Raw genomic sequence first — 15,565 nt, forward strand, 5'->3', positions numbered from 1 at the left:
GCTGAAAATTATGGTAGAAAAGCTTGTTATTGAAATTGAACAGGAAATGATAAATTTGCTTAATAATATGCAAATGGAAGAACTTCATAAGGTTTTATTGAAAAACCTACAAGGGTTAGCTTTTTTAGATGAATCCAATAATAAAAATTTAGAGAAGGAAGAAGTAGATTATTGTAATACATTTATTTGTGCAAAGCGAGTTGAAGGTTGCTCAGAAAAATCTATTAAGTACTATAAATCAACTATAGGGAATGCATTAAAAGCATTAAATAAATCAGTCAAGCATATCACAACAGAAGATTTAAGAGGATACTTAGCAGAATATTACAAAAGAAGTAGTTGCAGTAAGGTCAATATTGATAATATTAGAAGAATTTTATCAACATTCTTTTCATGGCTTGAGGATGAAAATTATATTATAAAGAGTCCAGTAAGACGGATTCATAAAATAAGAACTGGAAAAATTGTGAAAGAAATATATACAGATGAGAATTTAGAAATAATGCGTGATAATTGTAAAGAAATACGTGATCTTGCAATTATAGATTTGTTAAACTCTGCTGGAATACGTGTTGGAGAGTTAGTAAAATTAAATATTGATGACATAAATTTCAATGACAGAGAATGTATTGTTCAAGGAAAAGGTGATAAGCAAAGAATAGTTTATTTTGATGCAAGAACTAAAATACATTTACAAAATTATCTTAATAGCAGGGTTGATGATAATAAAGCATTATTTGTATCACTAATAGAACCATATAATAGGTTAAATATTAGTGGGGTTGAAATTAGAATGAGATCTTTGGGAAAGAAGCTTAATATTAACAAAGTACATCCACATAAATTTAGAAGAACACTTGCAACAAGAGCTATTGACAAAGGAATGCCCATAGAGCAGGTACAACAGCTTTTAGGTCATCAAAAGATAGATACAACACTTCAGTATGCAATGGTAAACCAAAATAATGTTAAGATTTCACATAGAAAGTATATCGGATAGTGCTTTGTATAAATTTTAACTTCTAACGTCAAATCGAGATTTATCGATATGTTTGGGAATCCAGCTATAAATTCTAAGGGATGGATAGTTAAAGAACTTTCAACGGCATTAATTAACATTGATAATGGGAAGAGCTTTATATGTGAGAATTTTAGTAGAACAGGAGATTATCCAGCTATATTAAAATTAAGTGCAGTAACTTATGGCTTATATAACTCTACTGAAAACAAAGCTTTAACAGATGAAGGATTGTTTGTTGAGAGTGCTGAGGTAAGAAAAGACGATCTATTATTTACTAGAAAGAATACTCCAGAGCTAGTTGGAATGAGTGCATATGTTTATGATACAGATCCTAATTTAATGATGCCTGATTTAATTTTTAGACTTAATACAAATGATTTATGTAACAAAATATATCTGTGGCAATTAATTAACCATGACTTCTTTAGAGAGAATATAAAAGCGTTATCGAACGGCTCCGCGAAATCCATGTGTTATTGTCAATAAAAATTCCTCAAAAATGGGACTAAAAATTCCCCACTTTAGATAAAAAATTATTTGTGACTTTCGTCACAGGAGATTTCTTTTAATATACTTTCTCTTTGTTTCATCCTATAACTCTCACCTTTTATAACTACAAAGTGGCAATGATGTATGAATCTATCTAAGATAGCAGTAGCTAAAACTGGATCATAAAAAATCCTTCCCCATTCATCAAAAACCTTATTTGTAGTAATGATAATAGAGCCATTTTCATATCTTCGAGCGATAATTTCATAAAAATCATCTACATTGCTTTGTGTGAGCTTTTTTAAACCTAGCTCATCTAATATTAGTAAATCTGGTGATATGTACTTCTTTATTTTTGAGTTAAAAGAGTTATCTGCTCTAGACATATACAGCTCTTCGAGCATTTGGTTAACTGTAGTAAATAGAACATTATATCCTTGGGCGATAGCCTTAAAACCTAAAGCTATCGCTAAATGAGTTTTGCCAGTTCCGGGTGGGCCAATAAATGCTATATTCTCTTTTTTTCTTATAAATTCACAAGTCCCTAAATTATAAATAAATCTTTTATTAACCGTAGGTTGATAATTAAAATTATATTCTTCCAAAGATTTATGTTGTGGGAACTTTGCCTTAGAAATTCTCTTAGTATTACCATTATTTTTTCTGTTTAATACCTCGTCATTTATCAATAACTCAATAAACTCCATGAAAGATAAATTATCTTTTATGGCTTCTTCATTCCTCATATCGATGGTTTTAATCACCCCTGAGAGTTTCAAATCTTTTAGTTTAGATAAAAGTAAATCATTCATTCTTTCCTACTCCCCCTGATAGTAATTTATTATATTCATGCAAACTTCTTGCGATTTCTGTAGCTTCAGAGTTAACATAGCTTTGGGCTGGTATCTCATCACAAACTACACCTTTATCACAGATGTTTTTTATCATTTTATAACTTATAGCATTAAATGTTATAGCTCTTTTACAGGCTTCATTTATAGTTCCACTATCATATTTTTTTCTTAAAGAGAGTACTCCAGAAATTGCTCTATAGTCATATTTTCTATTTTTAAGATTGGTATTTAAGTATTTCTCATAAAATTCCAGTGCATGAATTCCTATTTCACTCATTTCTAATTTTTGTCTTGACAAAATGTCCTTAATAGAGATATTCTTACTTCTAGGATAGTGGTTTATATCTGTTATAAAGTTGCCCTTTTCATTGGTCTGCAAACTATGGAGGGCGATTTCTTTTTCGGATAAAAATATCCTTAAAAGTCCATTCATTTCTATTACTTTAACAGTTTGTCCGATAAACCCATAAGGTACAGAATAGTAATTACCTTTATAGGAGATATGGCAGTTTGTATTTACAAGACACTCACTGCTGTGAGATAGGACGAAGTCCTCAATTGGTAGGGATGATAATCTATTCTTTTCTGTAGATGTGAATACTTCTATTGGTGTTTTTTTAGTAGTTCCATGTATTCTTTTATTTGCAATATTATCAAGCCACTCTTTTAGGAAAGTCTTTGCTTCGTCAGCATCCTTAAATTCTCTTCCTTTAAAGCAATTATTTTTTACATATTTAACAGATGATTCAACTTTTCCTTTATCCGTAGGAGTATAAACTCTGCAGGGCTCCGCCCAAAATCCATAATAAGATGCAAATGCAGCATATTCTTTTTGAATTACAGGCTCATAGAAGTCGGTTTCTAAAATACCAGCCTTCAAGTTATCAATTTTTATATTTTGTGGGATGCCTCCAAAATACTTAAAAGCAGCCTTATGGCACTCAATAAAGGTCTTAACGCTTTGGTCAAATACTATTTGAACGTACATATACCTTGAATAGCTTAATGTCATTACAAAGATCCAAGCTTTTTTATATGTGTTATTTATTTTTAAAGTCCCTATATAACCAAAGTCTACCTGAGCTTCTTCACCAGGCTGCGAATGAAGAACCATGTATACCTTAGAAGGGATATCCTTTATTGTTTTAACATATTTTTTAACAGTGTCATAACCTCCATCAAAGTTAAAATCTCTTATTAAGTCTTGATGTATTCTTTTGGCCGTCAGGCCTTTATTTGCTTGAATTTGAATATATTCCTTATGTGGATCTAAAATTGATGGCCTAGTCTTTTTAATAACCTCACCTTCGGTTTCTATTGCTGTCAAAACCTTTCTTACAGTCTTCCTATCAATTTTTAACATCCTTGATATTTGAGACTTATTCAATCCTTTTTTATAAAGTGTTTCAATTGTTGTATGCATTGCTATCCCCAACATATCCTTTCCTCCTATGTACTTGTTAAAATAATTTAACTACATAGGACAATATTTTTAAAGATAGGTGGGGATTTTTTAATCCCATAAGTGGGTATTTTTATATTACCATTAACACCATGTCGAATATATCTAAACAAAGGTTAATGAGTTTGAAGATTCCAGTACCACCAATAGAACTTCAAAACCAATTTGCAGCTTTCGTTAACCAAGTTGACAAATTGAAATTTAGCTATAATATAATTAAAGATTTTAATATAGTATAAGGTGTAAATACACTAATGTTTAATTAAATGATGGTACTTAATTTTGATTGGAGATATTCATTATGAGAAACGAAGCATCTTTAGAAGAATGGGGAGAATTATATGATGTTGCTATAAGGGTTAAGGAGATGAAGCCTTGGGAAGAGTTGTGAGATACAATCAGGTCAATTACAAGTAATAGACAATTTTGTAGAATCTTTTTATGAAATCTTAATCTAATAATAATCCATGATTAATAGCCAGTATAACCTGCTATTAATCATAGATTTATTATTTATTTGGCTCTGTTTTAAATGAATGTTGATTTTTACATTCATTTAAAACTTTCCATTAGTAGTTTAAGGCTATTTTAAAGATTGATGAGTTCATTATAATGAGAAATTATAATTATAGCAATTGTAGCGTTAAGAACTTTCATTTGTCTGAGCTATGCGAGTTAATGAAAGCTTAGATACAGTTGTTATACTAAATTTAGAATTATTTTAGATATTATATGAAATCAGCAATCTCTTAAAGTATAGCCTTTTATTTTGATAAAAATGTAACAATTATTTACAATCATCTAATATTAGTTTATAATATAAAACGTTGGTTCATTATAGAAATTATAAAAGGTTTTAGGAGATGAATTTGTGGAAGCGTTAAGAGAAAAATTAAATGGTATGTTAGAAGATGATAATATTTCTTTATGTAGTAAAGAAGTGGTTATGGTAAGTCAAGAATTGGACAAACTAATATACGGATATTATAAAGAAATGAATAAAAATTAGTAAAATAACTTTATTTATAGGTTAGTTATACCCTAGGAGAGTCTAGGGATTTTTGTTTTAACAAAAAACAGCCCAGAGTTGGGGCTGTTAATATTTTATATATAGTAACAATTGAAATTATTGTTCAACTAATCTTTTAAATTCTGGACTATTTCTTACTTTATCAAAGTCTTTTTCTTTCTTTGCTTCATTTTTTACATTAGCATCCATATCAATAGCAATTTTTAGATATTTAGTAGTATTTTCTACATCACCTAGTCTTCCATAAATGCTTGCCTTTCCGTAGTAACTCCAAATATAATTTTCAACCTCTAAAGCTTTATCATACCATTTAAGAGCGTCATCGTAATTTCCGTATAGTTCATAAGCTAAAGCTTTATTAAATCTTGCATATCCGAAATTTGGATTAATGTTTAGAGATTTATCTATATTTTCCATTCCTTCTTGAAAATTATTAGAAAAACATAGAGTTATACCTTTAATATTATATGCTTTATAGAAGCTGTTATCTTGCATTATAATCTCATTAGATATCTTTATAGCCTCTTCATACTTATGATTAAAAAATGCAGCGTGAGCATCACTATATTTAGTTTCAAGAGCGTTTTGTAGTTCTTTAAATTTTTTTTCTTTTTCAGTAACTGAAAGTGTATTTTCTGAATTAGCTTTAGAACCAATTTTATTATTAGTATCACTAGTAATAGTATTGCTTTTATCATTGGTTCTATCATTAGAAGCATTTGGTGATTTTTTGCAAGCTGTGAGAGATAATAAACATACTATTAATAAAGCAAAAGATACCTTTCTATTTATAGACAACTTAACCATTTTTGCACCTCATAAAAATATATTTAGTCAAGACTATATTGAGGGTTACCTACTCTTTTTTTGAAAGTATTCATATCATGGAATCCGCTTATAAAAACTCTATCTAATGTATATATCCCATCAGATTTATCAGACCACTTACCATTGGTTGTAACAGCTAACTTATATCCAGCAGCTTTTGCAGCTTTTATAGTATTTTCATTATATTTTCCATAAGGATAAGCTATGTATTTAACTTTTTTATTTAATAATTTTTCTAGACTTTCTTTTGATCCTTTAAGTGTTTCAAGTTGCTTATCATATGAAATTTCATTTAATGCTTCATGATTTATAGTGTGACTTTCAATGTCAATTCCATTTTGTTGAAGTTCTTTTAGCTCATCAGAAGTTAAATACTCCCCAGTACCTATACAATTAGTTATAACAAAAATTGTAGCTTTAAATCCATACTTTTTTAAAATAGGATACGCATTTTCATAATTATCCTTATAACCGTCGTCAAAAGTAAGTACTACGGATTTTTTTGGTATGGGAACGTTTTTTTCAAGGAAGTCATATAATTCATCTAAAGTTAAGGTAGTATATCTATTATCTTTTAGATATTTCATTTGAGATTCGAAATTTTCCTTAGAAATTCTAACAGGATTATCTTTTTCATATTTAACTGAATGATACATAATTACAGGTACGCCCTCATTATTGTGTTTTAGCTCTTTTACATCATAGGGTTTATTTGAATTTGCAGTAGTTTTATTTTCAGTAGAACTAAGTCCAGAAGACTTTTTTTCTGCTTGTCCAGCTGATTCCTTATTTTTATTTTCTTCATAAGAAGGTTTAACTGAAGTACTTTCTTTTGAAGTTTTATTTATTCCACATCCACTAAATGATAGAGCCAGTATTAGTGTAGAAATTATAGCTAAAGTCTTTTTCATTAGTATTAAGCCTCCTAATATATAACTTTAAATAATTCTATATTTAATTTAAACATATGAATAAAGTATACAAATATTAGTAACAAATTGCAACAAAAGTAAAGTTGGGCAAAATAGCGGCATGTAAGATTACTAGGCTAACGCATATATGTATCATTGAGAAACCTTAAGTACTACTAGTTATTCCTTCAAAGTTTCTTCAATTGATACATATATGCTAGCCAGTAATCTTACATGCCTTAATTAGTTGCAAATAAAAAGTACCATAGTAAATATTATGAGGATTTCAAAAATGAAAATGATAATTTTGCCTGGCGTAGCCGCTCTTTACTCCTACTTTGAAGAGAAGCAGAGAGCTCAAATCTTCGATTTGGTGCGAATCGCTTTCACAGAGTGCAATGGGAGTATTAGAGCGGGTAGTCATCGGATAAACTTCACTTGAAGTTACAAATCCCCTCTGAAGTCGAGGACTCTCCTTATATACCTTAATTAATTGTAATCAGAAGGTACTAGTATAACTTCAACAGGCTACGCCTAAAACTCCGGCACCCTATCGGGTTAAGCGCTTTGCGCTTTTTTTGGTAAGTTAATTGATATGATTCTTACACTGGCTATTAAATTATACATCCTCGATTTTTAGTATCTTATTTTGTAGTTACGAAGTCCGCTATTTTGTTGCACTATCCTTAATATATATCGGATAACTCAGTATTGACTTTATCAACATAATCTTCAATTTGGTGTTTATGGTCACAATTTTTATAAACAGATAGATCTGTAGGAAGTTTAATTATAAATTCTGTTCCTTCTTTAAATTTATCATTTAAGTATATTTTTCCCTTATGAATTTCTACTAGGGATTTAGCGATGGCTAGGCCTATACCGCTACCTTCTTGCTTACGTGAAAAAGACCTATCTAGCCGAGTAAACTGATCAAATATGATTTTTTGCTTTTCTTTTGGAATTCCTACGCCAGTATCTTTTATAGATACTACAATAAAATTATTTTCTAAATATAAGTTTACATATATATATCCACCTGGATTTGTAAATTTAATTGAATTAGATAGAAGATTTAACAGTATTCTTGCAACTTTATCTTTATCAAAAGCTATTATTTTTTCTTCTATTTCAGTATCAAATATTGTTGTAACTCCTTTATTTTTAGCGTATTTAATGGTTGAAAAAGTTATATCCTCGATGTAGGAAATTATATCAGCTTTTTCAAAGCATACTCCCATATGGCCGCTTTCTATTTCTGTTATATCTAATAAATTATTTATAAGTCTAGATAACCTATAGCAGTTTTGTTTCATAATAGATATGTATTTTTTAAAATCATGTATTTGATCATTTGGCATAAGCATGTCCATTAACTGAATTGAACTCATAATTACATTAAGAGGAGTTCTAAATTCATGGGATAGATTAGCAAAAAATTGATTTTTAAGTTTATCACATTCAATAGTATGCTGCAAATTTAAATTTTCAGCTTCAGTTTCTTTACGCTTTGTTATATCAAAAGCAATGCCTAACATTAGTGGTTTTCCAGAAAAACTAACTTCACATTGACTAAATTCAATCCATTTTTCACATTTATCTTTGGTAAATATTTTAAATTCACGAATAGATGAATTTGAATCATGATTACTAGAAAGATTGTCCAATTGATTTAGAGATAAGGAATTAATTAAATCCTCCAAATTGATTTTAAATAATTCATCTTTTGTGTAACCGGTAAATTCTTCAACAGCGGAATTAATATAAATTAAATTCTTGAAATCATGTATAAAAATAAATGCAGATGTTATCTCAGATAGTGCATTAAATTTGATTTCACTATTAGATGTTTTATTCCATTCATTACATGACATGATTTCGATAGTGTCAAAAATTACTCCTAAGGAATCTATATATTCTATTTTTTTATCAGAAAAAGCATTTGAATTTAGGACTATATCTAAATAGCTTTGTCTGTAGCATTTTATTGTTAGTAAAACAGTTCCCATATCTACTGATTTATTATAATGTGTAAGCAGATTATTTATGCCAACTTTACAGATTAGTTTGTATAAATTTTCAGAATTTGAGTTTACAGTATAATCTATGTTTTCCTTTAGTATCAAACAAATAGATGTTGAGATTGTATCTATTGGATTAAACCAAACACTATTGGGTACTTTTTTATAGTATTTTAGTAAGGTGTATTTATTTGCATACATCAAAACATTTTCGCAGATATTAGATCTATTATTAATTATGAGATTACATAAATTCACCACAATTAATCACATCCTTATTATTAAATCAAAGATTATTATACTACAATATCTCTATATATAATATACTTCTCACAGAAAAGTAATAAAATGTTAAAGATAAATTTACTAGTTTTTATTTGAATATAGTATTTTTACAATTAAATGCTAAAAAGTTTACAAAATGTTCATAAAGAATATTTATAGTTAATAATTTATCTAAAAGTATCCATATACATAATAGTTTTTAATATAATTTAAAAAAGTGAAAAATAATACACAATTTCTATGGTGTAAGATGAATAGATAATATGTATATACTAATTGGAACATAAAAAATAAAAGTGATATATTATATAATATAAAAAAATATATAATATATACTATTGACAAAAACATATAATATTGATATAACTAATATGGAGTTAGGGAACGGGACAAAAGCGTACCAGCTACAAGATATATTAATTATAATAATCAGTTTATATAAATATTTTATGGAGGGATTTTTATGTCTATTAAAATTGCAATTAACGGATTCGGTAGAATAGGTAGAACATTCCTTAGAATTGCTCAAGAAAATCTAAATGACAATCTAGAAATTGTTGCAATTAATGCTAGAGCAAATGATGAGACATTAGCACATTTATTTAAGTATGATTCATGTTTTGGAAGATTTAATGGTACAGTAGAAGTTAAGGAAAATGCACTTATTGTAAACGGAAAAGAAATAAAAATAATTAGAGAAAATGAACCAAAAAATTTGCCTTGGAAAGAGCTTGGAGTAGATATAGTTGTAGAATCTACAGGTAAGTTTAAGACAAGAGAAAAATTAATGGAACATATACAAGCAGGGGCAAAGAAAGTTGTTCTTACTGCTCCAGCAAAGGGTGAAGATACTACAATTGTTATTGGAGTTAATGAAGAAACTTACGATCCTATAAATGACAATATAATATCCAACGCATCTTGTACAACAAATTGTCTTGCACCAGTTGCAAAAATTCTTGAAGAAAAGTTTGGAATAATAAGAGGGCTTATAACAACTGTTCATTCATATACAAATGACCAAAACATTCTTGATAAAACTCATAAAGATTTAAGACGTGCAAGAGCAGCAGCAGAATCTATTATACCAACAACTACTGGAGCAGCTAAAGCTGTTGCAAAAGTATTGCCACAACTAGAAGGAAAGCTTAATGGATTTGCACTAAGAGTTCCAACACCTACTGTTTCTGTAACAGATTTAGTATGTGAACTAAAAAAGGATGTAACTGTTGAAGAGATAAATGCAGAGTTTAAGAGTGCAGCAGAAGGTGAAATGGCTGGAATTCTTGGATATTCAGATGAGCCACTAGTATCTGTAGACTATAAAGGTGATTACAGATCATCTATAGTTGATGGACTTTCAACAATGGTTATAGATGGTAATATGGTTAAAGTTATAGCTTGGTATGATAATGAATGGGGATATTCAGTGAGAGTAGTTGATCTTGTAAATTATGTGGCAGATCAAATGGTAGCAGTTAAAAATGAAAAAGCAGCAGGCTGATAAATTAATTAGGCAACTTTTCATTTAAAATTATTTTAAATGAATTAATTTTAAAACTCATGTGATAAGCATGAGTTTCTTTTTATTTTGGCTATGTTTTAAGTAAATGCTAATTTTTACATTTATTTAAAACATAGCCTTTTATTTATATGATATTATTAAGTTAAAATTAGAAATAGATAATAAAGAATAAATATTAAAAATTAAAAAGTAAAGAATAAGAATATAATTTATAGCAATTGGAGAAACAAAAGTATGGAGAAAAAATTAGTTATAGTATTCATAATAGTAGTTCTTTTAATTGTTTTTGTATATATTAGCAATAATCTTATTGAAGTAAGTAGTATTAAGATTACATCAAAAAAGATTCCAAGAGAATTTAATGCTTATAAAATTGTGCATTTATCTGATCTACACAACAAGTCTTTTGGAAAAAATCAAGAAAAGTTAGTGGAAAGAGTTGCTAAAATAAGTCCAGATTTAATAGTTATTACAGGAGATATTATTGATAGCAGGAGATATGATGAAGTGCCTAGTCTCAAACTTGTAAATAGTATTAGAAAAATAGCACCGGTTTATTATGTCCCGGGAAATCACGAAATGAGATCTGGAAGACTTAAAGAATTAGAACAGCAATTAATAGAAAATGGAGCTGTAGTATTAAGAAATGAAAGCATAGTATTAAAAAAGGGATTAGGACAAATTGTCATTGGGGGCATAGATGATCCTAATTCACCAAATAGCAATGTGAAAGAAAATAAAATAGTTCAAAATGGAATAAATGATGCAATAAAAAATCATTCTAAGGATAAATATAAAGTACTATTATCTCATAGGCCAGAAAAGTTCTCAATTTATATAAGAAATAATATAGATTTAATTTTTAGTGGGCATGCTCATGGAGGACAGGTAAGGCTGCCATTTTTAAGAGGGATTATAGCGCCACAACAAGGATTTTTTCCAAAATACACCTCTGGAAAATATGAAGAAGGAGATTCAACTATGATCGTCAGTAGAGGACTTGGAAATAGTCTAGCACCTCTTAGAGTTTTTAATAGACCAGAGATTATAGTGGTTCAGCTTATTAAAGATTAAAATAAAAGTATACTGATTATATTAAAATGGGAATATTAAATAGGGTATAGGAATATTTTAAGGATAAGTAGAAGAAGAAAATTTCATAAAAACTTGAATTGGGGATAGAAATACATTAAAATTTTCTTGGAATTAAATACTATCCTAATTAACAATATCGGAGGGTTAGTATATGTCTATAAAATTAGATTTGTCTAAAACAAAGCCTTATTTAAATTATCATGAAGTTGAGCAACTTCAACCACTAGTAACAGCAGCACATAATTTACTACATGAGAAGACTGGGGCAGGGAATGACTTTTTAGGGTGGATAGACTTGCCTAAAAATTATGATAAAGAGGAATTTGAAAGAATAAAAAAATGTGCAGATAAAATCAAGAATAATTCAGATGCTCTAATAGTTATAGGAATAGGTGGATCGTATTTAGGGGCAAGAGCAGCAATTGAAATGTTAAGCCATACTTTTCATAATAATCTTTCAAAAGAAAAAAGAAAATATCCACAAATATTTTATGTAGGTAACAATATAAGCTCCACATATATGATGGATTTACTTGAAATGTTAGGAGAAGTAGATTTTTCTGTAAATGTCATATCTAAATCAGGAACAACCACAGAACCTGCTATAGCATTTAGGATATTTAAAGATTTATTAGAAAAGAAATATGGAAAAGAAGGTGCAAAAGAAAGAATTTTTGCTACAACTGATAAGTCGAAAGGTGCCCTAAGGACTTTAGCTGAGGCAGAAGGATATGAGACCTTTATAATACCTGATGATGTAGGAGGAAGATTTTCAGTTCTAACAGCAGTAGGGCTACTTCCAATAGCATCAGCTGGAATAGATATAGATGAAATGATGAAGGGAGCTGCAGCCGCTAGAGAGGAATATAGTATTCCAGATTTAAGTAAAAATCAGGCTTATAGATATGCAGCAGCAAGAAATGCACTATATAATAAAGGAAAAACTGTTGAAATGATTGTTAACTTTGAACCTTCTCTTCACTATATTGGCGAATGGTGGAAACAACTTTTTGGAGAAAGTGAAGGAAAGGATAATAAGGGTATATTCCCAGCAGCAGCAGATTTTTCAACTGACTTACATTCCATGGGCCAGTATATACAAGAGGGATTAAGAAATTTAATAGAAACTCATTTAAATGTTGAAAAGCCAAGGAAATCTGTTATTGTAGAAAAAAATGAGGATAATCTTGATGGATTAAATTTTTTAGCTGGAAAAGACATGGACTATGTTAATCATCAAGCTTTTAGAGGAACAGTAGTTGCACACAATGACGGAGGAGTTCCTAACATTATAATAAATATACCTGAATTAACTCCACATTATTTTGGATATCTAGTGTACTTTTTTGAAAAAGCTTGTGGAATAAGTGGTTATTTACTTGGGGTAAACCCATTTAATCAACCAGGAGTTGAAGCATATAAGAAAAATATGTTTGCACTTCTTGGAAAGCCTGGATATGAAGCAATGAAAGCTGAAATAGAAGAAAAACTTAAATGATAAACTAAAAAATATGGCCTGTAAGTTATACAGACCATATTTTTTAGTTTATTTCATAGGATAGTGACCGATATAATTAACTTGTTTTAGCTGTAAAGCTCTGTAAAGTCCTAAGGCAAGTTCTTCATTAGTTATTATTTTCTTTGGATTTAAATTGTTGTTTTTATCTAAGCTTATTAAGTTCAAGCCTTTAGCTAGAGCAATATATCCTATATTCTCTTTAGATACATCTTTAGCATCTTTAAAGTTTAATACAAATATATCACTGCATTGAGCAATTTTATCGTAGCCTAAAAATCTTATAAGAGACTTACACATATCTTCTCTAGAAACTTTAGCGTCAACTTTAAAGTTTTCCAAATTATCTATAAGTATTCCATAATATTTCGCCATTTTTATATAGTCTTCATCAGTAAGAGCAACCTTATTAGTATTACTAGAAGACTCTGTTTTCGATTCTAGATCAGCCGTATCATTGACTATATAAGGAGTATATCCTAATGCATCTACTAGGGTTTTAATTAAATCTAGATTTTTAACATCAGAATTCAATTTAAAACCATCAGTATCTATCAAACCTTTATATGCTAGTATTTTTATTTCTTTTTCAGCTTTACTTCCTTTAATTTCATCTAAAAAAGCAGATATATCAAATTTTACTTCTTCCCCGTCATAGCGGTTTAATATTGTGCTATTGAATGCATCAACAAAAATGTTGCTTTCATCAAGAGAATATACTAGATTTAATCCAGGCTTATATTCATTAGCATTTTCACTAAGATTTCTTACCATATAGTTTAAATAAGGCTTATATTTACTGAAATATGCTTCTTTTGATTTGTCAATTCCTATATTTTTGATAGGATTTACAAATGATATGCTATCATCCCAATAACAGTGCATGCCAGATATTTCGCCAGTTTTAGCATTAAATTCAATGTAGATATTATTATCTTCATAAGGTATATTGTTAACCTTTCTTGAGAAGGTATATCTATAGAATATTTCAGGTTCTCGATCCTTTGGATTATATCTAGCTTCTTCATGGACTAAGCTAAGATTTATATCTTTAACTTTATCTTTGTAGTATTTACCTATTAAATTAACAGCTTTATAATAACCTTCCTTCCAGGTGAATTTTGCAATGAATTTTTCATTGTAATCATAAGGATAGTAGTTATTAATATGGATTACTTGTCCATTTAGAGCGTTTATAGATATAGAACCTTCCTGATTGATTTTGTCGTTTATCTTTTTAGTAAAATGAGCTGACCAAATTTTATTATCATCCTCAACATATCTTAGATTATTAATAGAATAACCTTTTCCGTATGCATCATTAACTATATTTTTAATTATATCTAAAGCTTCTGACTCTTTAAGAGGATTTTTAAGATTATCTAATTTTTTATACTTATTGTAAAAATCTTCAGTTTCTTTTTCGTTTAATTTTGCAGTTTCTATGTTATTATAATAGTCGTTATTTATAAACTTTCCAGTCTTAGCATCAATTACTGATCCATTTTTAAGTTTAGGTTCATATACAAGTTTTATATTTTTCTTATTTTCTTTATTTTGATATTCATATTTATTTTTAAAAAGCTTGTACTTTAGAACCATATCTATATTATTATTAAATATATTTTGTGCATTTTGGGAGGAGATATAATTTTCATTGCTAGGAATGGATAGATCATAGTTCCAATTACAATTGTAGGAGGTTACTTTGCCTGTTGTACCGTCAACATTTATATATATATTGTTATTTGAGTAAGAAGCATTATTTATAGTTCTGATATAATTAAATTGATAGTTAGAGGAATTTCCACTATTAGCGAACCATTTGTCACTACTTAGTTTACAGCTTTTAAATTCCTTAGGATTAATTTTTTTTGCTATATCTTCGGCGATTTTCTGTGCTTCTTCTAAAGAGATGGTTGGGATGGAGCTCTGACTATTGCTTCCATACTCATTCTTATTCATATAAATTAATTTACCGGTAGAAGCATCTATGGATACATAAATGTCTACATTTGAGTTGAAAGTTCGAGAATACCATTGTATATTCCAAACTTTTTGCTCAGTATTGGATTCTTGGTAGGATAGTGTGTCTAAAGTAGTGTTGACTTTAAAATCTTTTTCATTAACTAATATTCCAAAATTTTTTTCAAGTATGCTTTTACTTGTTTTAATAGCATCTTCTTTTGTTATTTTAACGTTATTTTCCTCATTTAAGGATGTTTTTTCATTAGAGTAAATTGTTTTATTAATTGGAATAGTGCTTTCTAATGCAGAAGCAGGAATTATAGAACAGCAGATTATTGAGCAGGTTAGGAAAATTGAAAATAATTTTTTCTTATTCATATATTAACCTCCAATTTTAATTATTGGTTCTGTTTTAAATGAATGTTGATTTTTACATTCATTTAAAACTTTCCATTAGAGTGTATTTATTTTATATACGATGTAAAAATTAAATAAGTTATCATATTTTAATTAAATTTAATAAATTTTACATTTTTATTGTGGTAAAATTTTATTATGTT

13 protein-coding genes are annotated in these 15,565 nt (G+C 28.6%); 7 read left to right on the plus strand and 6 right to left on the minus strand.

The window, feature by feature from the left end; genetic code table 11:
- The first annotated feature begins 10 nt into the window (after positions 1-10).
- Together xerA and ACWW38_RS12990 are read left to right on the plus strand one after the other, a co-directional pair.
- A complete protein-coding gene (gene xerA / locus ACWW38_RS12985) occupies positions 11-1,000 on the plus strand; it encodes a site-specific tyrosine recombinase/integron integrase (protein ID WP_456257970.1) in 990 nt (329 codons plus the stop codon).
- 48 nt (positions 1,001-1,048) lie between these two features.
- Positions 1,049-1,507, plus strand: a complete 459-nt coding sequence (locus ACWW38_RS12990) for a hypothetical protein (protein ID WP_456257971.1) — start codon at positions 1,049-1,051, stop codon at positions 1,505-1,507.
- Between the two features lie 47 nt (positions 1,508-1,554).
- Here the strand turns inward: ACWW38_RS12990 and istB are convergent, their stop codons facing one another.
- Together istB and istA are read right to left on the minus strand one after the other, a co-directional pair.
- On the minus strand, positions 1,555-2,322 hold the full coding sequence (istB, locus tag ACWW38_RS12995) for an IS21-like element helper ATPase IstB (RefSeq protein ID WP_456257365.1): 768 nt from the start codon (positions 2,320-2,322) through the stop codon (positions 1,555-1,557).
- Positions 2,315-3,787 carry an IS21 family transposase gene (gene istA, locus ACWW38_RS13000; RefSeq protein ID WP_456260430.1) on the minus strand — a complete coding sequence of 491 codons (1,473 nt, stop codon included), beginning with the start codon at positions 3,785-3,787 and terminating at the stop codon, positions 2,315-2,317. The genes istB and istA overlap by 8 nt, the downstream gene beginning before the upstream one ends.
- A 131-nt stretch (positions 3,788-3,918) precedes the next feature.
- On the opposite strand from istA, the gene ACWW38_RS13005 reads away from it, so the two are divergent.
- The gene (locus tag ACWW38_RS13005; RefSeq protein ID WP_456257972.1) at positions 3,919-4,065 is read left to right on the plus strand and encodes a restriction endonuclease subunit S; all 147 of its coding nucleotides are present in this window, start codon (positions 3,919-3,921) and stop codon (positions 4,063-4,065) included.
- 632 nt (positions 4,066-4,697) lie between these two features.
- Positions 4,698-4,835, plus strand: a complete 138-nt coding sequence (locus ACWW38_RS13010; RefSeq protein ID WP_456257973.1) for a Spo0E family sporulation regulatory protein-aspartic acid phosphatase — start codon at positions 4,698-4,700, stop codon at positions 4,833-4,835.
- Positions 4,836-4,952: 117 nt separating this feature from the next.
- Here the strand turns inward: ACWW38_RS13010 and ACWW38_RS13015 are convergent, their stop codons facing one another.
- The 3 genes from ACWW38_RS13015 to ACWW38_RS13025 all read right to left on the minus strand — a co-directional run bounded on the left by ACWW38_RS13015 (position 4,953) and on the right by ACWW38_RS13025 (position 8,877).
- Positions 4,953-5,663 (minus strand): tetratricopeptide repeat protein, encoded by a 711-nt coding sequence (locus ACWW38_RS13015; protein WP_456257974.1) that lies wholly within the window; start codon positions 5,661-5,663, stop codon positions 4,953-4,955.
- Between the two features lie 23 nt (positions 5,664-5,686).
- Positions 5,687-6,601 (minus strand): polysaccharide deacetylase family protein, encoded by a 915-nt coding sequence (locus ACWW38_RS13020; RefSeq protein WP_456260464.1) that lies wholly within the window; start codon positions 6,599-6,601, stop codon positions 5,687-5,689.
- A gap of 680 nt (positions 6,602-7,281) precedes the next feature.
- Positions 7,282-8,877, minus strand: coding sequence for an ATP-binding protein (locus ACWW38_RS13025; RefSeq protein ID WP_456257975.1), 1,596 nt, complete (start codon positions 8,875-8,877; stop codon positions 7,282-7,284).
- Between the two features lie 487 nt (positions 8,878-9,364).
- Here ACWW38_RS13025 and gap point away from each other — a divergent pair, with 487 nt between their 5' ends.
- The 3 genes from gap (at position 9,365) to ACWW38_RS13040 (ending at position 13,019) form a co-directional block, all read left to right on the plus strand.
- Positions 9,365-10,405, plus strand: coding sequence for a type I glyceraldehyde-3-phosphate dehydrogenase (gene gap, locus ACWW38_RS13030; protein ID WP_456257976.1), 1,041 nt, complete (start codon positions 9,365-9,367; stop codon positions 10,403-10,405).
- A 255-nt stretch (positions 10,406-10,660) separates the two neighbouring features.
- Positions 10,661-11,500 carry a metallophosphoesterase gene (locus tag ACWW38_RS13035; protein ID WP_456257977.1) on the plus strand — a complete coding sequence of 280 codons (840 nt, stop codon included), beginning with the start codon at positions 10,661-10,663 and terminating at the stop codon, positions 11,498-11,500.
- Between the two features lie 172 nt (positions 11,501-11,672).
- Positions 11,673-13,019, plus strand: coding sequence for a glucose-6-phosphate isomerase (locus ACWW38_RS13040; protein ID WP_456257978.1), 1,347 nt, complete (start codon positions 11,673-11,675; stop codon positions 13,017-13,019).
- 48 nt (positions 13,020-13,067) lie between these two features.
- On the opposite strand, the gene ACWW38_RS13045 is transcribed toward ACWW38_RS13040, so the two are convergent.
- Complete coding sequence (locus ACWW38_RS13045) at positions 13,068-15,383, minus strand: YcdB/YcdC domain-containing protein (RefSeq protein WP_456257979.1); 2,316 nt, start codon at positions 15,381-15,383, stop codon at positions 13,068-13,070.
- Positions 15,384-15,565 lie beyond the last annotated feature (182 nt).

The sequence above is a fragment of the Clostridium sp. JNZ J1-5 genome, assembly GCF_053901425.1.